Raw genomic sequence first — 22,607 nt, 5'->3', positions numbered from 1 at the left:
TCGTCCCTTTGGCGTTGCGATCCAGGTAAACAATGACCCTACGATCGCAGCGTGGAATGGGGATACGCCGTCGGCTTGGTCTCAGCCGCGCTGGCCGTCGGTGTCGGTGCTGGGCTGACTCTCGCCCGTTTCCGCCGCCCGCCGGCGGCGGATGCGGTCCGGGTCGGCTCACCGGAGGGGAGAGCCGCCATCGAACCGGACGACGATCGCCCGGCAGGCAAGAACGGACTCAAGGGGCTCGGCCGCAAGAGCCTCGACTCGCTGCGGGTCGGCGTCGTCGTGCTCGACGCGGACGACTACCCGGTCCTGGTCAACCCGGCCGCCCGGGCGATGGGCCTGCTGCGTTCCGGTGGTGCGCCGGGCACCATCGCCGCGCACCCCATCCTGCGCACGCTGGCCGGCCAGGTGCGGCGCACCGGCGTACGCCGGGAAGTTGAACTTGATCTTCCGCGGGGCCGGGCCGGTGGGGCGCAGGCCCCGCTCGGGCTGCACCTGCGGGCCGTCGCGCTGAACTCGACGCACGTCGCCGTCGAGGCGGCCGACGTGACCGAGTCGCACCGGCTGGCCCGGGTCCGGCGGGACTTCGTGGCGAACGTCAGCCACGAGCTGAAGACCCCGATCGGCGCGCTGCAACTGCTGGCCGAGGCCCTGCTGGACGCCACCCAGCTGCCCGAGTCGGTGCCCGAGGCGCAGTCCGAGGACCTGATGGCGGCCCGCCGGTTCGCCGAGCGGATCCACCACGAGTCGGCCCGGATGGGCCGGCTGGTGAGCGAGCTGCTCGAGCTCAGCCGGCTGCAGGGCGCCGAGCCGCTGCCCAGCCCCGAGCCGGTCGCGCTGGACTGGGTGATCGCCGAGGTGCTCGACCGGACCAGAACGACATCTTCCGCGAAGAGCATCGAGATTACTTATTCCGGACCTAAGGGCCTGATGGCGTACGGTAGCGACAGCCAGTTCGCCACCGCCGTGGCGAACCTGGTCGAGAACGCGATCGCGTACTCCGGGCCGGACACCAAAGTCGAACTGACCATGCGGCAGGAAGACGACTGGATCGAGATCGATGTCGCGGACCAGGGCATCGGCATCTCTCCTCAGGACGTGGATCGGATCTTCGAACGGTTCTATCGAGCCGATCAAGCCCGTTCCCGGGCGACCGGCGGGACCGGCCTCGGCCTCGCCATCGTCAAGCACATCGCCACCAATCACGGTGGTCGAGTGGACGTGACCAGCGCACTCGGCGCCGGCTCGACGTTCACCCTGCGCCTACCGGCGCGCCCCTCCGAATCCCCCTCGCCGTCACCGACGGCAATTGAAATCGAGTCCGGTGTGACCGGGCAATGACCTGGTCACCGACGACGGAAGGAACTTCATTGGCCCGCGTGCTCGTGGTCGAGGATGAGGAGTCGTTCTCCGACGCCCTGTCGTACATGCTGCGCAAGGAGGGCTTCGAGGTGTCGGTCGCCGCGACCGGAACCTCTGCCCTGACGCAGTTCGACCGGACCGGTGCCGACATCGTGCTGCTCGACCTGATGTTGCCCGAGATGTCCGGCACCGAGGTGTGCCGTCAGCTCCGGCAGCGGTCAGCCGTCCCGATCATCATGGTCACCGCCCGGGACAGTGAGATCGACAAGGTGGTCGGTCTGGAGATCGGCGCCGACGACTACGTCACCAAGCCGTACTCGCCGCGCGAACTCGTCGCCCGGATCCGCGCCGTGCTGCGCCGCCAGGGTGGCGAGGCCGCCGAGGTGAGCACCCCGACGCTCGCCGCCGGTCCGGTCCGGATGGACGTCGAGCGGCACGTGGTGACCGTCGACGGCGCCGGCGTGCAGTTGCCGCTGAAGGAGTTCGAGCTGCTCGAACTGCTGCTGCGCAACGCCGGCCGGGTGCTGACCCGCGGTCAGCTGATCGACCGCGTCTGGGGCGCCGACTACGTCGGTGACACGAAGACCCTGGACGTGCACGTCAAGCGCCTGCGGTCGAAGGTCGAGCCGGAGCCCAGCGCCCCCCGCTACATCGTCACGGTCCGGGGGCTCGGCTATAAATTCGAGCCCTGATAGGGCCTATGTGGAAGGCGGCGAGGCCGGCTCACGCCCGCCTCGCCGTTTCGGCATGGTGGGTGGGGCCAGGGCCACCACCGTTGCCGGGTGGACGGCGACCAGGCCGGCCTTCAGGCGGGCGTCGCAGAGCTCGGCGAGCTTCTGGTAGGCCGGCTCCCCGATCAGCTCGGTCAGCTCCGGCGCGTACGACAGGTACATCGCCTCGGTCCCGACGTGCGCCTCCGGCGACGACGTGCACCACCAGGCCAGATCGTGCCCGCCCGGCCCCCAGCCACGGCGATCGAACTCGGTCAGCGTGGACTGCAGCAGCTTCGTGCCGTCGGCCCGGTCGATCCAGTCCTGCTCGCGGCGGATCGGCAGCTGCCAGCACACGTCCGGCTTGTACTTGAGCGGATGCACCCCGTCCCGCAGCGCCTGCCCGTGCAGCGCGCACCCGCCCCCACCGGGGAAGTCGGCGTCGTTGAGGAACACGCACGGCCCGTCCTCCGATCGGGTGGCGGTCCGCCGGGCCGGCTTCGTGCCGTCCACGGTGTCCATCTCGGTCCAGTTCTTGAACCCGCGCCGGTGCCGTTGCCAGGTCTCCGGGGTGAGCTTGAGGACTGCGGCCTTGACCCGGTTCTCGTCGTCGGCGTCGGTGAAGAACGCGCCGTGCGAGCAGCAGCCGTCCTCGGCACGTCCGGGCAGAATGCCGTGGCAGGACGAGCCGAACACACAGGTCCAGCGGGAGAGCAACCAGGTCAGGTCGGCTCGGACCAGGTGCTGTTCGTCGGCGGGGTCGAGGAACTCGATCCATTCCCGAGGGAAGTCGAGCGGTACTTCCACGGGGCGTCGGGCGCGGCTCATCCCACTCAGCCTACGCGCCTGCATGGATCATGACCGTTTGGCACGGATATATCCGGGCGCGCCGGACGTGGCTACGCTGGAGGGCGTGAGTTCCCGAGTTCCCGTTCTACTCTCCAGCTCCTCGGTCTTCCCCGAGCCGACGGCGGCCGCGTTCGAGATGGCGGCCACGGTGGGCTACGACGGACTCGAAGTGATGGTCTGGACCGACGCCGTCAGTCAGGACGCCGGCGCCCTGAAAGGCCTGGCCGAGCACTACGACGTGCCCGTTCTCTCGGTGCACGCGCCTTGCCTGCTGGTCACCCAGCGGGTGTGGAGCCCCGACCCGTGGGAGCGGCTCAACCGCGCCGCCCAGCTCGCCGAGTCCCTGGGCGCGCCGACGGTCGTGGTGCATCCGCCGTTCACCTGGCAGCGTGACTACGCGAAGAATTTCGCCGCCGGGCTCGCCAAGGTCCAGGCCCGGCACCCCGACCTGACGTTCGCGATCGAGAACATGTTCCCGGTCAAGATGGCCGGCCGCTGGTTCGTGCCGTACACCCCGGGCTGGGATCCCACCGAGACCGGCTTCGACGCGTACACGCTGGACCTCTCGCACTGCGCCGCCGCCCGGATCGACTCGATGGAGATGGCCGCGAAGATGGGCGCCGCCCTGCGCCACGTCCACCTCGGCGACGGCACCGGCGAAGCCCGCGACGAGCACCTGGTCCCGGGCCGCGGCACCCAGCCCTGCGCCGAGCTGCTGCGGTCCCTGGTCGCCGACGGCTTCACCGGCTCGGTCGCTTGCGAGATCAACACCCGCAAGGCCGCCAGCCGCGCGGTCCGCGAGGCCGACCTGCGCGAGTCCCTCGAGTTCGCCCGCCGCCACCTGGCCGAGTCCGCCGTCTCCAAGGCGTAGCGCCAATCAAGATCAAATTCTTTATTGCCTCGGCTGCGGCCAATAACTGATCGTCGCTCCCGCGGGGACCCTTCCGGGCCTCGCAGGGCGCGGGGCGCCCAAGAACGCGAGGCCCTCCAGGGCGATGTCCGTGGGTGGTTGCGGTTTCAAAGGTCCCACGCGAGGCGGTTGCCGGGTCCGGGCCCAGCCGCGCCTCGCGGTTCCGGCTGGCGGTGAGGGCTGTTTCCGGGCCTGGGAAGAGCCGTGAGCGCCAGCCGGCGGCGCGAGGCGCGGCTGGGCGTGAAGTCGCGGCGCGGCTCGCGGACCCGGCAGCGCTCAGGGCCGTTCGGGCACGGCGGAACAGCCCGCACGACCGGCCGGCGCGGGCGCGGGGCTGACGACGTACCGAAGAAGGGTTTTAAGCGGGGGTGAGGGTTTCCGAGGCCGGGACCTCGGGAGCCTGCGCGGCACGCTTGCGGGCACGATGGGCCGCGACGTGGGAGCGGGTCGCGCAGCGCTCCGAGCAGAACCGGCGGCAGTTGTTGGACGAGGTGTCCAGGTAGACGTTGCCGCAGCGCTCGTCGGCGCAGATGCCGAACCGGGCGCTCCCGTACTCGCAGAGCCAGACCGACAGCCCCCACACGGCGCCGGCCAGGTATTCCGCGCTGACCGAGGACCCGCGGCTGGCGACGTGCATGTGCCAGTCGCTGGCGTCGTGGCCGGAGATGCGGGGCTGCACCGGGAACGCCTCGAGCAGCCCGTTCAGCTCGGTGACCGCCTGCCCGTCCCGGCCGGACGTCCCGTACTCGAAGACTTCCCGCAGCCGGCGCTGGGCGCGGCGGAACACGGCCAGGTCCTTCTCGACGACCTGGTCGCGCATGTACTCCAGATCGCCGGCGAACAGAGCCCGCAGCCCGGCGAGATCGTCCAGGCCGGCGTTGACGAGGTCGACCGCCGTCCGCGCGTACGCATCGAAGTTCACCCGACCACGGTAGCCGCAACCGGCCACGAGGTGCGATTCCTCGACGCCACTGCCGCGCCGCTTCCGGGCCCGGCGGTTAACGTAGGCCCATGCTCCGTTCCCTGTTTCTCGCCGCGGCCGGCTCCGCCCGGCTGGAGCGGCTGGTCGAGTCCGCGCCCGTCAGCCGGGGGGTGGTCAGACGCTTCGTCGCCGGTGGTGGCGCCGAGGAAGCGCTGGTCACGGCCCGGGAGCTGGCCGACGACGGGCTCGCGGTCAGCCTCGATCACCTCGGTGTGGTCACCGGGTCGCTCGAGCGGGCCCAGGCCGTCCGTGACGAGTACGTCGCGCTGCTGGCCCGGTTGCGGGCCACCGGTCTGACCCCGGCCGCCGAGGTCAGCGTGAAGCTGTCCGCGCTCGGGCAGCGGCTCGACGAGAAGGTGGCGTTCGAGCACGCCCGGGCGATCTGCGCGGCCGCGGCGGAGGCCGGCACCACGGTGACCTTCGACGCCGAGGAGCACACCACCACCGACGCGGTCCTGGAGACCGTGCTCGACCTGCGGCGGGACTTCCCGTCGACCGGGGCGGTGCTGCAGGCCCAGCTGCGGCGCACCGAGGGGGACTGCCGGGAGCTGTCGACGGCGGGGTCGCGGGTGCGGCTCTGCAAGGGGGCGTACGCGGAGCCCGAGTCGGTGGCGTTCCCGTCGCCGCTGGACGTCGACAAGTCGTACGTCCGATGCCTGAATGTCCTGATGTCCGGCGCGGGCTATCCGATGGTGGCCACGCACGACCCGCGGCTGATCGCGATCGCCGAGGACCGGGCCCGCTGGTTCGACCGCTCGACCGGGGAGTACGAGTTCCAGATGCTGCACGGCGTGCGGCCGGAGGAGCAGGCCCGGCTGGCCGCCGGTGGCCACACGGTGCGGGTGTACCTGCCGTACGGGACGCAGTGGTACGGCTACCTGATGCGCCGGCTCGCCGAGAGCCCGGCCGCGGTCGCGTTCGCCGCGAAGGCGGTTTCTTCCCGGAAGTGATTCTTTCGGGCGAAACAGACACGGATCCGGCGTGTCGCACTTGACTTTTTGTGGGCAAATTACGGAACGCGACGCCCTGGTCACAGCCGCATCGATACGGTTCTGATGACACGCACGTTCGCGACCAAAGCGTGCCTGCGAAAGGATCGGTGCGACGAGATGACGGGTCCAGCCCAGACCGAGGAACGCCTCTCGGAGGTACGGTTCCTGACCGTGGCCGAGGTGGCCACGTTGATGCGCGTCTCCAAGATGACGGTCTATCGGCTCGTGCACGGTGGCGACCTCACCGCTGTCCGGGTCGGCCGTTCGTTCCGGGTGCCCGAGCACGCGGTACATGAGTATCTGCGCGGTGCTTTCTCCCAGACCGCCTGAGTGCGGGAACCGGGGTCGTGTTGGCCCCTGCGGAGCGGGCCGGTACGCTGGACCGGTTGGCTCCCGGGTTGACGCGTGCCGCCCAGCAGCGGCGCCGTTCCGGGCGCCGTCCAGATCGGTACCGGCCGCGCCGGTTCCACTCAAACATGGTTCGAGAGGCTGTCGTATGGGCTCCGTGGTCAAGAAGCGCCGCAAGCGTATGGCGAAGAAGAAGCACCGCAAGCTGCTGCGCAAGACCCGCGTCCAGCGTCGCCGTTTGGGCAAGTGACGGCCGGCCGGGTGCTTGTCCCGGCCTTCGTCGTCGCTTGCCGACCCGGGCCCTCTCGGGGGCCTAGTTCCGAGGCTCAGCATCGAAAGGTGCGCTCGTGGTGACCTCACCGCCCAGCGTTGTCGTGGTCACCGGAGTCAGCCGATTTCTCGGCGCATCCGTGGCCGCCCGCCTCGCCGCAGATCCCCGGATCGACCGTGTCGTCGGTCTGGACCCGCATGACCCCCCGGCACGCCTTCTCGGCCTGCTGGACGGTGTGGAGCGGATCCGGGCCGACGCGCGCGCGGCCACCGAGGCCATCGCGGAACTCGGCGCCGAAGCCGTCGTCCATCTCGCGGTGACCAGCGTTCCCGACCCGGCGCACGGCGGCCGGGCGGGGATGAAGGAACACAACGTCATCGGCACCATGCAGGTGCTGGCCGCCGCACAGGGCGCGCCGCGACTGCGCAAGCTGGTGGTGCGTTCCTCCACGGCCGCGTACGGGGCGTCGTTCCGCGACCCCGCGGTCTTCACCGAGGACACCGAGCCGCGTGCGGTGCCGCGTGGCCCGTTCGCCCGGGACATCCTCGACATCGAGGGGTACGTCCGCGGCTTCCGCCGGCGCCGGCCCGAGGTCGCGGCCACCGTGCTGCGCTTCGCCCCGATGATCAGCTCGTCCGCCGAGACGTCGCTGACCCGCTACTTCGCCCAGCCGCTGGTGCCCACCGTGCTCGGCCGCGACGCCCGCCTGCAGTTCGTGCACGTGGACGACGCGCTCGAAGTGCTGCACCGCTCGGTCATCGAGGATCATCCCGGCACGTTCAACGTCGCCGGCTCCGGCGTGCTGATGCTGTCCCAGGCGGTCCGCCGGGCCGGCCGGGTCGCCGTGCCGCTGCCCGAGACCGGGCTGTCCACCGCCGCCGCGCTCGTCCGCCGTCTGGGCGTCGAGCAGATCGGCCTGGACCAGATCGACCTCTTCGTGCACGGCCGGGTGGTCGACACCTCCCGGCTGATCCGTGAGTTCGGCTTCACCCCGCGCAGCACCGCCACCGCGTTCGAGGAGTTCATCCAGGCGCACCTGGCCGGCTCCTCGCTCACCGCCGACCGCCTCGCCGCCGCCGAGCGGGCGATCCTGGACGGCGTCCGGCGGATGCGGGCGGCGGCTGCTGACGCGGCCCGGGCCGACTCCGCTCATCCAAAGGCGTGACTGCTTGTGAGTCAGGATGAATTCCGCGACATGCTGCCCGGTACGGCCGAGTTCCGGCTGCCCGAGGCGGCCCCGCCGAAGAAGATGAACGGCCGGCGCCCGATCCCGGAGAAGCCGGACGAGCAGGTGGCCAAGCTGGAATCGACCGCCGAACCGACCGCCGAGCCGGCGATCGAACCGGCCGTCGAGCCGGAACCGGCCGCCGCCCTGGACGTGTGGGACCGCCGGGTCGCCAACGGCCTGGCCTTCCTGCGCCGCCGGCTGGCCGGGGCGTACGAGGTCGACGAGTTCGGTTTCGACCCGGAGCTGACCGAAGCGGTGTTCCACCCGATGCTGCGGGTGCTCTACCGCGACTGGTTCCGCACCGAGGTGTTCGGCATCGAGAACGTGCCGGCCGAGGGCCCGGGCCTGGTGGTCGGCAACCACTCCGGCACGCTCGCGCTGGACGCGCTGATGCTGACCGTCGCGCTGCGGGAGAGTCACCCGCGCCGCCGGCACCTCCGGCTGCTCGGCGCCGACCTGGTCTTCCGGATGCCGGGGATGAGCGAGCTGGCCCGCGCGGCCGGCGCCACGGTCGCCTGCAACCCGGACGCCGAGCGCCTGATGACCAACGATCAGCTGGTCGGGGTGTTCCCGGAAGGCTTCAAGGGCATCGGCAAGCGGTTCTCCGAGCGGTACAAACTGCAGCGCTTCGGTCGCGGCGGCTTCGTCTCGGCGGCCCTGCGCACCGGTACCCCGATCGTCCCGGTCGCGATCGTCGGCGCCGAGGAGATCTACCCGATCCTCGCCGACCTGAAGCCGCTGGCCCGGCTGCTCGGCGTGCCGTACTTCCCGGTCACGCCGACGTTCCCACTGCTCGGGCCGCTGGGTTTGATCCCGCTGCCGAGCAAGTGGCTGATCGAGTTCTGCCCGCCGATCCCGACCGCACATCTCACCGAGTACGCCGATGATCCACTGGTCGTCTACAACCTCGCCGACCAGGTACGGGAGACCATCCAGGCGACCCTGCACGAGTTGCTGCAGAAACGCCCGGACCCGTTCGCCCGGTGACGGGTGCCCCTCAATCGTCCTATAGTGACGATTGAGGGGCGGCCCCGGAGTAATCCGGCACCGCCCCTCGCCATGTTTGATGGGGCGCAATGCACGGGCTGACGTGAGGTCAACGCCCGGGGAATTGAGTCGGATCAGGGCCAGGTCAGAGCCTGATCAAAACCGGGTCAGAACCGGAGGATGAACAGGTTGCCCAAGAGGCCGCCGAGGACGCCGTCGTCGTCGGACTCGACGCCGTCGCCGGGCAGGGTTGCCGCCGGGGTCGGGCTGGTGGTGAGGGTGCCGGCCGGGGCGGTGGTGACCTGGGCCGACTTGGTTCGCTGGCCGTTGACGCCGGAGGTGGTTCCCGGGGCGGCCGAAGGGTCGGTCTGGGCCGGCTTGGTCGGCGTGGTGCCGGTGTTGTTCGGCTTGGTCGTCGACTTGTCGTTGCCGCTGCCGTGCGTACCGGTCGGCGGGGTCTTGTCGGTCGGCTCGTCGCCGCAGCCGCGCAGCTTCGGGCCGAGCTGGTCGGTGCCGGCCGGGACGAGCTTCTCGCAGTCCAGTCCGGTGCGCAGCGTCTCGGTCCGGTGCGTCACGTCCTCCAGCAGGCCGAGCGAGGTCAGCGCCCGTTCCCGGTTGACCGTGGAGAGGTTCGGCAGCGCCGGCGCGAACGTCGCGCGCTGCTCGGTGACGAACGTGTCCAGGGCGTTCAGCTGGGTGGCGTCCTTCCGGGACACCGCCGCGGTGGTGATCAGCTTGACGCCCTTGCGGGTGTCCGCGTCCATGTCCTCCAGCACCGCGCGGAAGCCGTCGGCGTTCCCGCCCATCGCGGTCGCCTCCTGCAGCCGGTTGCGGGCGAAGTCCAGGGACAGCTGCCCGCGGCTGGCGTCCGAGCCGGCGATGGCCAGCTGGGCGCGCTCGGTGGAGCGCTTCACGCCGTACAGTGCGGAGCCCGGCGTCGCGCTCTCGCTCGCCGCGGAGATCCCGGAGACGGCCATCGCACCGGCGGCGACGCCGAGCACGATCGCGCCCCGGGTGCGGAACCGGCGGGCGAAGACGGCCCGGCGTTCCGGCAGCGTGGCCGGCGGCTCGGGCTCGGCCTCGACGGCGGTCCGGCCGATGCCGTCCCGTTCGGCGGTGGCGACCAGCATGGCCCGCAGGCCGACGCGGAATTCGGGATCGACCTGCCCGGCCGGCCGGGTGGCGGACAGGCGGTGGCTGAGCGCCACCAGTTCGGTCAGCTCGTCATCGGCGTGGCCACGGATGTGGCGCCGTCCGGCCCCACTGGGATCGTCGTCGATCTGCTCCGCGAAGCGCTCGGCGCTCCGGGAGCTCGGAAAAGGGAACTTCACCGTGGGCACCTCCCCTCGCTCGTGAGTGTCCCGCCGGCCCGTGTGCCGGCGTCGGCGACCTGGCTCCAAGCGGTGGCCACGGGTCGCATCCGGACAAACGCGCGACACGCGGGTCCGGTTACGGGTGCGGAGGGGGACCATCGGGTATCGGAGATCGACATCCGAGAGCGGCCGATCAAGACTGGAACCCTTCCGGCAGCAGTCGGTTGAGCGCTCGCACCGCGCGGTACTGCAGTGCCTTGATGGCGCCCTCGTTCTTGCCCATCGTCTGCGCGGTCTCGGCCACCGAGAAGCCCTGCAGGAAGCGCAGCACGATGCACTCCTGCTGCTCCGGGTTGAGCTGCTTGACCGCGGTGAGCAGGGCGACGTTGGTGATGTGGTCGACCACCGCGGACTCCGGGCTACCCTCCGGACCCCGGTCCTCACGGTCGGCGTCGAGCACGTCGCCGGTGGTCACCTCGAGGCGGTACCGGCCCGACTTGAAGTGGTCGGCGACCAGGTTCCGGGCGATGGTGACGAGCCAGGCGCCCAGGTCACGGCCCTGCCAGGTGAAGCTGCCGATTCGCTTGAGGGCGCGCAGGAAGGTGTCCGAGGTGAGGTCCTCGGCGAGCTGCCGGTTGCCGACCCGGAAGTAGACGAACCGGAACACGGTGTCCACGTACCGGTCGTAGATCAGGCCGAACGCCTCGGTCTCGCCGGCCTGGGCCCGCTCGACCAGCGCCCACACCGCGGCGGCCGGGTCGCCCCGGTCCGGCCGCGCGGGGTGCTTGGGCGGCTCGGTCTCGGTCGGCGGACCGGTCTTGCTCTGCGCGGGCAGTACGACCGTGTGGTCGGTGCCCGGCGCCTCGCTCTCCGGCAGGTTCGAGCGCTGCCCGGCCGTCGGCTGGGACGGCGGCCGCGGCGAGCCGAGCCGGTTCCCACCGAACTTGCCGCTGGTGTTCGGCGCCGGTACGGACGGCGAGTTGTTGATCGGGCGTCGATTACCGGTGCGTCGCGGGCCGTCGCCGCGGATCGCGTTGGTGATCATGCCGTCGACCGATTCACGGATGGCGTTCAACCCGTCACTGATTGCATGCCTCCCGGCAAGGACGTCGCGGTGGTACGGGTCCCCGGCGTACACATGAGTCACTGCGCCTCCTCAACCCGGCGGGCCTGCGGCGACCGTGAATCCGTCCCGCCAGACAGGGATTCACGACGTTTCCGTCCTTTGTGTGGCACAGCGGCCTCCTCGGAATGAGGGTGGTCACTCGCATACAAAAGGGGTGGGGCAACCCGCGGAAATCGCCGGTGACCTCACCCGTTCGTGTGGAGTCTGTTACGCAGACCGGAAGTATCGCCGAGTTCGGACACGGTGAGTCGCACACCATGTGCGCTGCGCGAAAAGCCGCGAATCAGTCCTTAGTCGGCATCCGGTATCAAGGTCACCCTCTCCGATCCGGAGCCCGGAGCAACGGACGGGCTGTCCGCTATCCCGGTCGGGTGACGTTTGTGCCAGACTCGGGCGTCGTGGAGGAACCCGCCCGTGACCCGGTCGCCGAGGCCGCTGCCCGCCGCCCGGACGCAGCCGCCCTGATCGCCGATGACATCGTCGTGACCTGGGCGGATCTGGACGCCAGGGTCACCGCGGCGGCTCATTTCGTGGCCGGCCGGACGGCGCCGGGCGACCGCGTCGCATCCGTGCTCGGCAATACCGTGGACTTCGCGGTCACCTGGTTCGGCATCCTGCGGGCGGGCCGGGTCGCGGTTCCGCTCAATCCGGGCTACACCGCCGACGAGGTGACGCACGCGCTCACCGATGCCGGCTGTGCGCTGATCGTCATCGGACAGACCGACGAGTTACGCCTCGGGCTCGGCGATTTGTGCGTCCGTCCGGAGTTCGACAGCGCCGCACCGGTTGAACTCCCGGCGGTCGCCGCGGACGATCTCGCCGTGCTGCTCTACACCTCCGGCACCAGCGGCCGGCCGAAGGCCGCGATGCTCACCCACGGCGCCCTCGCGGCGAACCACGAGCAACTGGACCGGATCGAGCCGCCGGTGATCGGTCCGGACGACGTGGTGCTGCTCGCCGTGCCGTTCTTCCACGCCTACGGGCTGAACACCGGGCTGGGCAGCGTCGCGCACCACGCGGCGACCGGGGTGCTGGTCGAGCGGTTCGAGCCGGCGGCCACGCTGCGGTTGATCGCGGACCGTGGAGTGTCCGTCGTGGTCGGCGTTCCGGGGATGTATCAGGCCTGGGCCCAGGTGCCGGGCGGGGCCGAGGCGCTGGCCGGCCTGCGGACCGCGGTGTGCGGCGCGGCGCCGCTGGACCCGGCGACCGCGGCGCGCTTCCGGGCCGCGGCCGGCAAGAGCATCCTGATCGGGTACGGGTTGACCGAGTGCTCCCCGGTGCTCACCACCACGGCGGTCAGCGACCGGGGCAAGACCGGCTCGATCGGGCGGCCGCTGCCCGGGGTGGAGCTGTCCCTGCGTACGCGCAATGGTCTTGAATTGTGGCGGGACGGCACGGTGTCGCCGGAGGAAGATCTCGCCGAGCTCGACCTCGCGCCGGCCGTGTCGGCCGGAACCGACCCGGGGGAGATCGTCGTCCGCGGCCCCAACCTGTTCGCCGGGTACTGGCCGGACGCCGCCGGCGGGCCGGACCCGGACGGCTGGTGGCCGACCGGGGACATCGCCTACGCGGACGCCGACGGCGACCTCATCCTGGTCGACCGGATCGGCGAGCTGATCCTGGTCAACGGCTTCAACGTCTATCCTGCGGAGATCGAACGGGTGCTCGACGCGCATCCGCGGGTGGTCGAGTCCGCGGTGGTGGCGCGGCCGGACCGGCAGGCCGGGCAGCGGCCGCACGCGTACGTCGTGGTCGAGGGCGACCCGGCGCCGTCGGTGACCGAGCTGCAGGTGCACTGCGCCGCGCGGCTGGCCCGGTTCAAGCTGCCGAGCATCGAGCTGGTCGCCTCGTTGCCCCGATCGCCCAGCGGCAAAGTGCGGAAGAGGGAGCTGTCATGAGCGAGCTTGCGAGCGAATCATCGGGCTCAGTCGTCAACTCATGCCGACGCCGGAGCGCAGCGGAGGTGGCGGCATGAGTCGCGTTACCTTGATCAGCCGGGATGGCTGCCATCTGTGCGAGGTGGCCGAGCAGGCGCTGGAGCGGATCGCGCCCGGCGACTGGACCCGGGTGGACGTGGACTCCTCGGTCGAGTTGCAGCGCGACTACGACGATCGGGTGCCGGTGATCCTGCTGGACGGCAAGGAGCACGGGTACTGGCGGGTCGAAGAGGCTCGGCTGATCCGGGATTTGGCTCGACAGCCGGGCGAGCCGCACCTGTAAATTGCCCGAGTGACAGCTAAGCACCTGGTCTGGGACTGGAACGGAACCCTTCTCGACGATCTTCACCTGGTCGTGTCGTCGACCAACGAGGCCTTCGCCACGGTCGGCGGGCGCGTGGTCGAGGCGGACGAGCACCGGCGGGCCTTCCGGCGGCCGGTCGCCGAGTTCTACGCCGAGATGCTGGGCCGGGCGGTGGACGAGGAGGAGTTCGGCCGGCTGGACCGGATCTTCCACGACGCGTACCGGCTCGGCCTGACCGACATCGCCCTCGCGGCCGACGCGATGACCGCGCTCAAGACGTGGCCGGGCACGCAGTCGCTGCTCTCCATGTGGTTCCACAGCGAGCTGGTGCCGGCCGTCGACACGTACGGCCTGGCCGGGGTCTTCGCCCGGATCGACGGCCTGCGCACCGAGGTGGGCGGCGACCTGAAGGCCGGCCACCTCGCGCGGCACCTGGCCGGCCTCGGCGTGGCCGGCACCGACGTGGTGCTGATCGGCGACTCGCTGGACGACGCCGCCGCGGCCGACTCGGTCGGCGCCGGCTCGGTGCTCTATACCGGCGGCTTCACCGACCCGGTGCGATTGCGGGAATCGGGCCGTCCGGTGGCCGACTCACTCGTCGACGCGGTGAAGATGGCCATGTCACTCTGAGTCAGTTGGCCCTGGTGGGGTCGGAACGGTAATACTCGACGGGTCGGCTCGGCTAACACAGCCGAGTCGTTCCTGTCCAATTGTCCCGGCAAGATCGCGATTTGTGCACGCCTTCACAAGCGCCTACTGTGTGACTCCGACGGCCCCCGCTACCACAGTCACCCCACGAGGGTTTCACCGGTATCGCACAGATCGGGCTCACCGCAGTTTCGCCTCGTCGGCACGGAGTCAGATGAGTCAGCAGCGTCACGGAAGCACGCCCGGCGAGGCCGGTGGCGTCCCGGCCTTCCCGGACCTCCCGGAGGCGACTATCGCGCGGCTGCCCGAATACCTTCGGGCTCTGCATCATCTGGCCGAGGCCGGTGCGGAAACGGTATCCAGCGAGGGTCTGGCCGCCGCAGCCGGGGTCAACTCCGCGAAACTTCGCAAGGATCTCTCGCACCTGGGGTCGTACGGCACCCGCGGCGTCGGCTACGACGTCACCCTGCTGGTCGACCAGGTCGAGTACATCCTGGGCCTGAACACGAACCGGGCGGTCTGCCTGGTCGGCGTCGGCAACCTCGGGCACGCGCTGGCCGGTTACGCCGGGTTCGCCAGTCGCGGCTTCCGGGTCGTCGCGCTCTTCGACGCCGACCGCAAGAAGGTCGGCGAAGTGATAAACGGCATGGCCGTACGTCATATCGGCGACCTGGAACGGGTGGCCGCCGAGGAGTCGATCGCGATCGGCGTCATCGCGACCCCACCCACCGCGGCCCAGGCCGTGGCCGACCTGCTGGTCGCCTCCGGTGTGACAAGCATCCTGAACTTCGCGCCATGCGTGCTGTCGGTTCCGCCGAACGTCGATGTGCGCAAGGTGGATCTCGCCATCGAGTTGCAGATCCTCTCTTTCCATGAACACCGCAAGGCGTCCCTGACCGCCCTTCCCGGCGGAGTCAGCGACACCGCGGGTGACCAGGAGGCAGTCGGGTCGTGAATCTCCTCAGCATCGGTGCGTCCTACCGCACCGCCGACGTCGCCGTCCTGGAACGGCTCACCATCCCGGAGACCGAGGTCCCGGCGATCCTGCAGAAACTCGTCGCTCAGCCGTACGTGAGCGAGGCCGTGGTCGTCTCCACGTGCAACCGGGTCGAGGTGTACGCCGCGGTCAGCGGCTTCCACGGCGGCCTCGGTGACATCTGCAACGTGTTCGCCCAGCACTCCGGGATCCCGGCCAACGAGCTGGCCGGCCACCTCTACGTGCACTACGGCGAGGCCGCGGTCCGGCACTCGTTCCAGGTCTCGTCCGGCCTCGACTCGATGGTCATCGGTGAGGCGCAGATCCTGGGGCAGCTCCGGAACGCGTACCACTCGGCCACCGAGTCCGACACCCTCGGCCGGCTGCTGCACGAGCTGATGCAGCAGGCGCTGCGGGTCGGCAAGCGCGCGCACGCCGAGACCGGCATCGACAAGGCCGGTCAGAGCGTCGTCACCGCCGCCCTCGACGTCGCCGCCGAGCACCTCGGTGGCGACCTGACCGGGCGATCCGCGCTGGTCATCGGGGCCGGAGCGATGGGCGCGCTGTCCATCGCCACGCTCACCCGGACCGGCGTCGGCCCGCTGCGGATCACCAACCGCAGCGCCGACCGCGCGGAGCGGCTGGCCGAGGCGTACGGCGCGACCGCGGTCCCGATCCAGGACCTGGAACGTGCGCTCAGCGAGGTGGACATCGTGGTCAGCGCGACCGCGTCCACCCAGCCGGTGCTGACCCGGGACCGGCTGCGCACCGCGCTGGCGGCGCGTACCTCGCCGAACCCGCTGGTCGTGCTCGACCTCGCGGTGCCGCGCGACGTCGCCCCGGACGCGGCCGGCCTGCCCGGCCTGATCGTGGTCGACATCGACGGGCTGGCCGCCGGTCGCCGGTCCGCGCCGGCCGTCGCGGAGACCGCCGCGGTCGAGCAGATCGTCGCCGGCGAGGTGGAGAACTTCCTCGGCTGGATGCGCGGGGCCGAGATCGCGCCGACCGTGGCCGCCCTGCGGACCCGCGCCGAGGACGTCGTCTCGGCCGAGATGCGCAAGCTCCTGAGCCGGCGGCCGGAATTCACCGAGGAGCAACGGGCCGACGTTTCCCGTACCCTGCACCGGGTCGTCCAGCAGATCCTGCACTCGCCGACCGTGCGGGTGCGGCAGCTGGCCGCCGAGCCGGGTGGCGATCAGTACGCCGCGCTGCTCCGCGAGCTGTTCGACCTGGACGTCCCCTCAGCCATTCACGCCGACGCGGTACCCGAGATCGGAGGTAAAGCGTGACCAGTATCAAGGCGCTGCGCCTCGGGACCCGGGGGAGCACGCTGGCGCTCACCCAGTCGCAGCTGGTCGCCGACCAGCTGACCGCGGCCACCGGCCGTCCGGTCGAGCTGGTCCGGATCGTCACCCGCGGCGACACGTCGTCCGCGCCGGTCGCCCAGCTCGGTGTCGGCGTGTTCGTCTCCGCGCTGCGGGACGCGCTGCTGGCCGACGAGATCGACTTCGCCGTGCACTCGTACAAGGACCTGCCCACCGCCGAGCACCCGCGTCTGGACATCGCCGCCGTCCCGCGCCGGGAGGACCCGCGGGACGCTCTGGTGGCCCGGGACGGGCGGACTCTCGCCGACCTGGCGCCCGGTTCGGTGATCGGCACCGGCGCGGTCCGGCGGATCGCGCAGCTGCGCGCCCTCGGGCTGGAGTTGCAGGTCACGCCGATTCGAGGCAACATCGATACGCGTATCGCGCGAGTTCTCGGCCCGGAGGCCGACCTCGACGCGGTCGTTCTCGCGCACGCCGGGGTGGCCCGTATCGGCCGCACCGCGGAGATCACCGAGACGCTGGACCCGATGCTCATGCTGCCCGCCCCCGCACAGGGGGCGCTGGCGGTCGAGTGCCGGTCCGCCGACGGCGATCTGGTCGAGCTGCTGGCCGCGCTCGACCACGCACCGACCCGGGCCGCCGTCATGGCGGAACGGTCGTTGCTGGCCACGCTGGAGGCCGGGTGTGCCGCCCCGGTCGCCGCTTATGCCCGACTCGTCCGGGGTGGCAACCCCAGCTCTGTCCCCGGGGACGGGCACGGCGAGGAGATGATTCACCTGCGCGGTGCGGTGTTCAGCCCGGATGGGGTTCGAGCCATCCGGCTGTCGCGCACCGGAACGCCCGCCAGCGCGGCGGAGATCGGCAAGGCACTCGCCGCCGAACTCCTCGACGCCGGCGCCGATACCCTGATGGGGAGCACAGAATGACCACCCGCACCGCCCGTAAGCCAGCCGGACGCATCGCGTTCATCGGCGCCGGACCCGGCGACCCGGAGCTGCTGACCCGCCGCGCGTATGCCGCGCTGACCGAGGCCGACCAGGTGGTCTACGACCGGGGCGTGCCCGACTCGCTGCTGTCCGCGGTCCGCGCCGACGCCAAGGCGGACGCCCAGTTCAGCCCGGCCGAAGGCGCCCCCGGTGACGTGGCCAAGGTGCTGCTCTCCGCGGCCAAGTCCGGCCTGTCCGCCGTGCACCTGGTGGCCGGCGACCCGTTCGGCCACGAGTCCGTGGTCAAGGAGGTGCAGGCGGTCGCGCGTACCGCCGTGCACTTCGAGGTGATCCCGGGCATCGGCCAGGCCGAGGGCGTCGCCGCCTACGCCGGGGTGCCGCTGCCCGGCGTCCGGATCGCCGCCGACGTCGACGACGTCACCACGCTCGACTTCGACGCGCTGGCCGGCGCGGCCCAGAAGGGCTCGTTCGCCGTCGCGGTGGACGCCGGTGACCTGGCCGCGGTCCGCGACGGGCTGCTCGCCGCCGGCGTCGAGCCGGGTGTCCCGGTCGGCGTGACCGGCGACGGCACCGGCGAGACGCAGTACACCACCACCTCGACGGTGGACAGCTTCGTCGCCGCCGCGCTCGGCTTCACCGGCCGGGTCGTGCTGACCGTCGGCGCCGAGGTCGGCGAGCGGGACGCGCTCAGCTGGTGGGAGAACCGCCCGCTGTACGGCTGGAAGGTCCTGGTCCCGCGGACCAAGGAGCAGGCCGGGGCGATGAGCGCGCGCCTGCGGGCGTACGGCGCCATCCCGTGCGAGGTGCCGACCATCGCGGTCGAGCCGCCGCGCACCCCGGCGCAGATGGAGCGCGCGGTCAAGGGCCTGGTCGACGGCCGGTACGCCTGGGTCGTCTTCACCTCGGTGAACGCGGTCCGCGCGGTCTGGGAGAAGTTCGCCGAGCACGGCCTGGACGCCCGCCACTTCGGCGGCGTGAAGATCGCCTGCATCGGTGAGGCCACCGCCGAGGCGGTCCGCGCGTTCGGCATCCAGCCCGAGATGATCCCGGCCGGCGAGCAGTCCAGCGAGGGCCTGCTGGCCGAGTTCTCGCCGCACGACGAGATCCTCGACCCGGTCGGCCGGGTGCTGCTGCCGCGCGCCGACATCGCCACCGAGACCCTCGCGGCCGGCCTGATCGAGCGGGGCTGGGAGGTGGACGACGTGACCGCGTACCGGACGGTGCGGGCCGCGCCGCCGCCGGCCGAGATCCGCGACGCGATCAAGTCGGGTGGCTTCGACGCGGTGCTCTTCACCTCGTCCTCGACCGTTCGCAACCTGGTCGGCATCGCCGGCAAGCCGCACGCCCGTACGGTCGTCGCGGTGATCGGCCCGAAGACCGCGGAGACCGCGATCGAGTTCGGCCTGCGGGTGGACAGCCAGCCGCAGAACGCCTCGGTGCCGGACCTGGTCGAGGCCCTCGCCGAGTACGCCCTGGAACTGCGCGAGAAGCTGGCGGCGATGCCCGCCAAGCAGCGTCGCGGCTCCAAGGTGCAGGGGCCGACGGCGCTCCGCTTCCGCTGACGTCGCTTTGAACGCTGTGAACGCGCCGGGGACGTCCCCGGCGCGTTCTTCCTTTTGGAGGCCACAGGTGTCCTTTCCTGACATCCGCCCGCGCCGCCTCCGGCGCACACCCGCGATCCGCCGACTGGTCGAGGAGACCCGCCTCGCCCCGGCCGAGCTGGTCCTGCCGCTCTTCCTCAAGGAGGGGCTGACCGAGCCGCGCCCGATCAGCTCCCTGCCCGGGGTCGTCCAGCACTCCCGCGAATCGCTCCGGAAGGTCGCCCACGAGGCGGTCAGCGCCGGGATCGGCGGGCTGATGCTGTTCGGTGTGCCGGAGAACACCAGCAAGGACGAGACCGGCTCGGCCGGCCTCGACCCGGACGGCATCCTCAACCTCGGCATCCGCGACCTGATCGCCGAGGTCGGCGACGCCACCGTGATCATGAGCGACCTCTGCCTGGACGAGTTCACCTCGCACGGGCACTGCGGGGTGCTCGCCCCGGACGGCTCCGTGGACAACGACGCGACCCTGGACGTCTACGCCGAGATGGCGGTCGCCCAGGCGGCCGCCGGCGCGCACGTGGTCGGCCCGTCCGGGATGATGGACGGCCAGATCGGCGTGGTCCGCAAGGCCCTCGACCGGGCCGGTTACCAGGACGTCTCGGTGCTGGCGTACGCCGCCAAGTACGCGGGCGCGTTCTACGGCCCGTTCCGTGAGGCGGTCGAGTCGACGCTGCAGGGCGACCGGCGGCAGTACCAGCAGGACCCGCCGAACCTGCGGGAGGCGCTCCGCGAGGTCGACCTGGACGTGGCCGAGGGCGCGGACATCGTCATGGTCAAGCCCGCGTTGCCCTACCTCGACGTGATCGCCGCCGTCCGCGACCGCGTAACCATCCCGGTCGCCGCCTACCAGGTCTCCGGCGAGTACGCCATGGTCGAGGCCGCCGCCGCCAACGGCTGGATCGACCGAGAACGAGTAATCCTCGAGTCCCTAACCTCAATCAAGCGAGCCGGCGCCCAAATCACCCTCACCTACTGGGCCCTAGAAGCCGCCCACCTGCTACGCAACCGCTACTAACCCCACCGGTTCCGCTTTCCACAAAGCGCCCCCGGCCCGATCTTCACCAACCCCACCGGTCGTGCTTCTCACAAAGCACCGCTGGTCCGATCTTCACCAACCCCACCGGTTGTGCTTCTCACGAAGCGCCGCCGATGGGGAGGCAGCTGATTTTCCGACGCCGCGGGTTTTGCGGCGTCGGAAAATCAACTGACTCCCCATCGGGTATCAGGCGCTTTGTGCGCGGAGCGAAGCGGAGCCAAGCCAGCTCAGTCTGCGCCTGTCAACCTGCTCCCAAAACCCCCAAAACCGGTTCCCAAAAACCCCCAAACCGGTTCTAACTGGGCTCCAACCTCTGCACCAACTGACCCACATCCGCGATGTACTCGAACCAGTCCCGATCCGACTGGTAGCCCAGTTCGGCGTTGACCTTCAGCATCGACTCGTTGTGCTGTGCGTTCCAGGTCTGCACCTGGCGCAGGCCGGTCTCGGCGGCGCGCAGCTCGAACAGCATCCGGGCCTTGATCGCCCGGTCGATGCCGTAGCCCCGGTGTTCGCGGACGACGATCGTGTCGTACTGATCGGCGCGCTCCGGGTGCTGCGCCGGGACGACCACCTCGGTCAGCCCGGCCACCGACCCGGTCGACTCGTGGATCGCCAGCACGATGTACGGCTTCAGACCCCGCCGGTGCAGCGTGTCCAGCGACTCCCGCAGCCGTTCCGGGTCGGACGAGCGCGGTGTCAGGTCCAGGTCGTCGTCGTCCGTCTGCGCTTCCGCCTTGGCCCGGGCGTAGGGCTCCAGCAGGCCGGCGGGCGGGCCACCGGGGTGATACTCCACCCGGTAGCCGGTGCTGATGCCGCTGGCCATCGCGCCCAGCGCCGCCCAGTCGACGGTGTCCAGACTCAGGACACTGCGAGTCTCCACATACTCCCGCTCGAAGCCGAGCGCCTCGTAGAAGCCGATCGCCGGGGTGCCGCCGATCGCCTCCACGCCGATCGAGGAAAATCCTTCGAGGTACGCCCGTCGGACCGCGACCGCGAGCAGCTCCCGCCCGAGTCCACGGCGCCTCAGTTGCGGCTTGACCAGGATCTCGAGCACGCCGATGTCGCCCAGCAGCAGGATGCTGACCATGGCGTAGATCTCGCTCTCACCCTCCGGCAGACGGTCGTCCTCGGCGACCCAGCAGATCCGGCGCTCGCCCGGCATGGTCTCGGCGAGATAGTCCCTGACCTGCACGTCACGCCAGGGTGGATCGTCGGGAAGGTCAGTTGCGAGCACCGCGTTGACCGTCTCCACCAGCGAGTGGATCTCACCCCCGGACGCGGAGCGGGGATCCCATTCACGCACCCTCACTCGTACATCGTGCCGTTTAGCAGACCTTCAGGGAAGTGCTGACCACGCAAAAGTACGCATCCACTCACCGAGCGTCGCCACACCGCGATGCGATTCGCCCCTACGCAAGCCATTTCCGCCCCTGTCGCCGACACCCGCCCGAACCACCCGAAGCCTTCGCCGGCCCCTCCGCACCCCACCTGACGCCCACGCCGCCGCACCCCGCACGTGCCGCGCCCGCGCCGCACCCAGACCCGCACTCGCGCGCGCCACACCCACGCTGCCGCACCCACACGTGCCGCGTCCGCGCGTCACACCCGCGCCCGCGCGCTCCCGGCCCGGCCGTTCGGGCGTCCGCGGTCGGCTCGGCGCCGCGTGGACCGGTGCGCGGGTCAGGTGCGGCTGCGCTGGCCGTAGTCGTTGGCCGCCTCGAAGATCTTCTGCGCGGACGCGCGGAGCGTGCCGCCGTTGTAGTTCAGGATCCCGTCCCACCAGGAGTCGGCCCGGGACAGGTCACGGACGCCACCCTTCGCGTCCTTGCACAGCTGGGTCGCGGCGACCAGCGCGGCGTCGTCGATGTCGTTGATGTCGGCGGTGCCGTTCCGGTCCGCGTCCACCTGGAATGCTTTCCACGCGCTCGGCACCAGCTTCATCGGCCCGACCTCGCGGTCATACGTGGTGTCCTGGTCGAGCACGCCCTGATCGGTGTCCTGGACCAGGAGCCGGCCGCCCTGCCCGTCCAGCGGCAGCCCGTAGATCGTCGGCTGCGCCACCCCGTCGACGCTGAGCACCGCGCCGTTCGAGCTGCCGTGCCCGGACGCGATCTTGCCGATCGCGGCCAGCGTGGTCCAGCTCAGGTGACAGGTCGGGGTGGTCTGCGAGGCGACCAGCTCGGCATAGCCATACGCCTGGACCGCGATCACCGGGATCCCGGCCTTGGTGCCGGCGGTCTGCGCCCACGCGGCCAGCGAATCCGCCGGGCGGTTCACGGTGACCCCGCCGGGCGTGCCGATCCCGGTGTTCGGCACCCCGAACGCGGTCGTCGGCGCGGTGTAGCCCGGCAGCGTGTAGCCCGGGAACGCGCCCCCGGCCGGCGCGGACGGCAGCCCGCCCAGGCCGTAGGGATCGCTCGCCGAGGGCGCCGGAACGGCCCCGGCCGCCCCGAACGTCGGCGTGGCACTCGGCGTCGGCGCCGCCTCCAGCGCCCGGGGAACCAGGTAGACCCCGGCCGTGCCGGCGAGCCCGATCAGCGCCACGACCACGACACTGGGCAGGATCACGCGCCCGCTGGGCCGTTTCGCCCAGGCCGCCACGCCCCGCCCACCCCGGCCGACCAGCCCCACCGACCGGCGCACCAGCCCCTGCTTGACCGGCGCGGCCCCAGCCTTGTCGCCCGCCGAGCCCTTGTCAGCCTCCGAGCCTTTGCCCGCAGCGGAGTCTTTGTCCGCAGGCGAGTCTTTGCCG

The 22,607-nt window shown here is 71.1% G+C and carries 22 protein-coding genes; 16 read left to right on the top strand and 6 right to left on the bottom strand.

From position 1 onward, the window contains the following. Positions 1-51 precede the first annotated feature (51 nt). Both L3i22_RS50600 and L3i22_RS50595 read left to right on the top strand, forming a co-directional pair. On the top strand, positions 52-1,338 hold the full coding sequence (locus L3i22_RS50600; protein WP_221324507.1) for a cell wall metabolism sensor histidine kinase WalK: 1,287 nt from the start codon (positions 52-54) through the stop codon (positions 1,336-1,338). Positions 1,339-1,367: 29 nt separating this feature from the next. Further along, positions 1,368-2,051, top strand: coding sequence for a response regulator transcription factor (locus L3i22_RS50595; protein ID WP_067697652.1), 684 nt, complete (start codon positions 1,368-1,370; stop codon positions 2,049-2,051). Positions 2,052-2,057: 6 nt separating this feature from the next. Here L3i22_RS50595 and L3i22_RS50590 read toward each other — a convergent pair whose 3' ends face one another. After that, the gene (locus L3i22_RS50590; RefSeq protein WP_221324506.1) at positions 2,058-2,897 is read right to left on the bottom strand and encodes a hypothetical protein; all 840 of its coding nucleotides are present in this window, start codon (positions 2,895-2,897) and stop codon (positions 2,058-2,060) included. Between the two features lie 85 nt (positions 2,898-2,982). Between L3i22_RS50590 and L3i22_RS50585 the strand changes: the two genes are divergently transcribed. After that, positions 2,983-3,789: a sugar phosphate isomerase/epimerase gene (locus L3i22_RS50585; protein WP_221324505.1), complete on the top strand. Its 807-nt coding sequence runs from the start codon at positions 2,983-2,985 to the stop codon at positions 3,787-3,789. 397 nt (positions 3,790-4,186) lie between these two features. On the opposite strand, the gene L3i22_RS50580 is transcribed toward L3i22_RS50585, so the two are convergent. After that, positions 4,187-4,750: a CGNR zinc finger domain-containing protein gene (locus L3i22_RS50580; protein ID WP_221324504.1), complete on the bottom strand. Its 564-nt coding sequence runs from the start codon at positions 4,748-4,750 to the stop codon at positions 4,187-4,189. A gap of 89 nt (positions 4,751-4,839) precedes the next feature. Between L3i22_RS50580 and L3i22_RS50575 the strand changes: the two genes are divergently transcribed. From L3i22_RS50575 to L3i22_RS50555, 5 genes are all read left to right on the top strand, one after another. Then, positions 4,840-5,760 carry a proline dehydrogenase family protein gene (locus L3i22_RS50575; RefSeq protein ID WP_221324503.1) on the top strand — a complete coding sequence of 307 codons (921 nt, stop codon included), beginning with the start codon at positions 4,840-4,842 and terminating at the stop codon, positions 5,758-5,760. Positions 5,761-5,919: 159 nt separating this feature from the next. Continuing rightward, a complete protein-coding gene (locus L3i22_RS50570) occupies positions 5,920-6,132 on the top strand; it encodes a helix-turn-helix domain-containing protein (protein ID WP_014694808.1) in 213 nt (70 codons plus the stop codon). A 166-nt stretch (positions 6,133-6,298) separates the two neighbouring features. Further along, the gene (locus tag L3i22_RS50565) at positions 6,299-6,400 is read left to right on the top strand and encodes a 30S ribosomal protein bS22 (protein ID WP_007465623.1); all 102 of its coding nucleotides are present in this window, start codon (positions 6,299-6,301) and stop codon (positions 6,398-6,400) included. Positions 6,401-6,497: 97 nt separating this feature from the next. Beyond that, a complete protein-coding gene (locus L3i22_RS50560) occupies positions 6,498-7,586 on the top strand; it encodes an NAD-dependent epimerase/dehydratase family protein (RefSeq protein ID WP_221324502.1) in 1,089 nt (362 codons plus the stop codon). 6 nt (positions 7,587-7,592) lie between these two features. Then, complete coding sequence (locus L3i22_RS50555) at positions 7,593-8,636, top strand: lysophospholipid acyltransferase family protein (RefSeq protein ID WP_221324501.1); 1,044 nt, start codon at positions 7,593-7,595, stop codon at positions 8,634-8,636. Positions 8,637-8,803: 167 nt separating this feature from the next. On the opposite strand, the gene L3i22_RS50550 is transcribed toward L3i22_RS50555, so the two are convergent. Together L3i22_RS50550 and L3i22_RS50545 are read right to left on the bottom strand one after the other, a co-directional pair. Next, the gene (locus tag L3i22_RS50550; protein ID WP_255657740.1) at positions 8,804-9,967 is read right to left on the bottom strand and encodes a DUF5667 domain-containing protein; all 1,164 of its coding nucleotides are present in this window, start codon (positions 9,965-9,967) and stop codon (positions 8,804-8,806) included. Between the two features lie 175 nt (positions 9,968-10,142). Continuing rightward, the gene (locus L3i22_RS50545; RefSeq protein WP_370644583.1) at positions 10,143-10,994 is read right to left on the bottom strand and encodes an ECF subfamily RNA polymerase sigma factor, BldN family; all 852 of its coding nucleotides are present in this window, start codon (positions 10,992-10,994) and stop codon (positions 10,143-10,145) included. 338 nt (positions 10,995-11,332) lie between these two features. Between L3i22_RS50545 and L3i22_RS50540 the strand changes: the two genes are divergently transcribed. From L3i22_RS50540 to hemB, 8 genes are all read left to right on the top strand, one after another. Next, entirely contained in the window at positions 11,333-12,973 is a 1,641-nt protein-coding gene (locus L3i22_RS50540) for an AMP-binding protein (protein WP_221330557.1), read from the top strand. Positions 12,974-13,046: 73 nt separating this feature from the next. After that, the gene (locus tag L3i22_RS50535) at positions 13,047-13,295 is read left to right on the top strand and encodes a glutaredoxin family protein (protein WP_221324498.1); all 249 of its coding nucleotides are present in this window, start codon (positions 13,047-13,049) and stop codon (positions 13,293-13,295) included. 9 nt (positions 13,296-13,304) lie between these two features. After that, entirely contained in the window at positions 13,305-13,946 is a 642-nt protein-coding gene (locus tag L3i22_RS50530) for an HAD family hydrolase (protein WP_221324497.1), read from the top strand. A gap of 232 nt (positions 13,947-14,178) precedes the next feature. Further along, the gene (locus tag L3i22_RS50525; protein WP_221324496.1) at positions 14,179-14,919 is read left to right on the top strand and encodes a redox-sensing transcriptional repressor Rex; all 741 of its coding nucleotides are present in this window, start codon (positions 14,179-14,181) and stop codon (positions 14,917-14,919) included. Then, entirely contained in the window at positions 14,916-16,229 is a 1,314-nt protein-coding gene (locus L3i22_RS50520) for a glutamyl-tRNA reductase (RefSeq protein ID WP_221324495.1), read from the top strand. The genes L3i22_RS50525 and L3i22_RS50520 overlap by 4 nt, the downstream gene beginning before the upstream one ends. Positions 16,230-16,234: 5 nt before the next feature. Continuing rightward, the gene (gene hemC, locus L3i22_RS50515) at positions 16,235-17,191 is read left to right on the top strand and encodes a hydroxymethylbilane synthase (RefSeq protein WP_221330556.1); all 957 of its coding nucleotides are present in this window, start codon (positions 16,235-16,237) and stop codon (positions 17,189-17,191) included. Beyond that, positions 17,188-18,774 carry a uroporphyrinogen-III synthase gene (locus L3i22_RS50510; protein ID WP_221324494.1) on the top strand — a complete coding sequence of 529 codons (1,587 nt, stop codon included), beginning with the start codon at positions 17,188-17,190 and terminating at the stop codon, positions 18,772-18,774. Before hemC ends, L3i22_RS50510 begins: the two co-directional genes overlap by 4 nt. A 67-nt stretch (positions 18,775-18,841) precedes the next feature. After that, entirely contained in the window at positions 18,842-19,831 is a 990-nt protein-coding gene (gene hemB / locus L3i22_RS50505) for a porphobilinogen synthase (RefSeq protein ID WP_221324493.1), read from the top strand. A gap of 316 nt (positions 19,832-20,147) precedes the next feature. Here the strand turns inward: hemB and L3i22_RS50500 are convergent, their stop codons facing one another. Together L3i22_RS50500 and L3i22_RS50495 are read right to left on the bottom strand one after the other, a co-directional pair. After that, entirely contained in the window at positions 20,148-21,164 is a 1,017-nt protein-coding gene (locus L3i22_RS50500) for a GNAT family N-acetyltransferase (RefSeq protein WP_221324492.1), read from the bottom strand. Positions 21,165-21,535: 371 nt separating this feature from the next. Further along, positions 21,536-22,498, bottom strand: a complete 963-nt coding sequence (locus L3i22_RS50495; protein ID WP_221324491.1) for a hypothetical protein — start codon at positions 22,496-22,498, stop codon at positions 21,536-21,538. Positions 22,499-22,607 lie beyond the last annotated feature (109 nt).

Origin of the sequence: Actinoplanes sp. L3-i22, from assembly GCF_019704555.1 — a bacterium.
Taxonomy (GTDB): Bacteria; Actinomycetota; Actinomycetes; order Mycobacteriales; family Micromonosporaceae; genus Actinoplanes.
This window is presented reverse-complemented; position numbering and strand designations above follow the sequence as displayed.

What these genes read in the sequence shown, in the direction of transcription:
- L3i22_RS50570 (WP_014694808.1), top strand. Translation starts at nt 5,920, where the DNA reads ATGACGGGTCCAGCCCAGACCGAGGAACGCCTCTCGGAGGTACGGTTC.
- L3i22_RS50545 (WP_370644583.1), bottom strand. Translation starts at nt 10,994, where the DNA reads ATGATCACCAACGCGATCCGCGGCGACGGCCCGCGACGCACCGGTAAT.
- L3i22_RS50525 (WP_221324496.1), top strand. Translation starts at nt 14,179, where the DNA reads ATGAGTCAGCAGCGTCACGGAAGCACGCCCGGCGAGGCCGGTGGCGTC.
- L3i22_RS50535 (WP_221324498.1), top strand. Translation starts at nt 13,047, where the DNA reads ATGAGTCGCGTTACCTTGATCAGCCGGGATGGCTGCCATCTGTGCGAG.
- L3i22_RS50540 (WP_221330557.1), top strand. Translation starts at nt 11,333, where the DNA reads ATGTGCGCTGCGCGAAAAGCCGCGAATCAGTCCTTAGTCGGCATCCGG.
- L3i22_RS50590 (WP_221324506.1), bottom strand. Translation starts at nt 2,897, where the DNA reads ATGAGCCGCGCCCGACGCCCCGTGGAAGTACCGCTCGACTTCCCTCGG.
- L3i22_RS50575 (WP_221324503.1), top strand. Translation starts at nt 4,840, where the DNA reads ATGCTCCGTTCCCTGTTTCTCGCCGCGGCCGGCTCCGCCCGGCTGGAG.
- L3i22_RS50565 (WP_007465623.1), top strand. Translation starts at nt 6,299, where the DNA reads ATGGGCTCCGTGGTCAAGAAGCGCCGCAAGCGTATGGCGAAGAAGAAG.
- L3i22_RS50510 (WP_221324494.1), top strand. Translation starts at nt 17,188, where the DNA reads ATGACCACCCGCACCGCCCGTAAGCCAGCCGGACGCATCGCGTTCATC.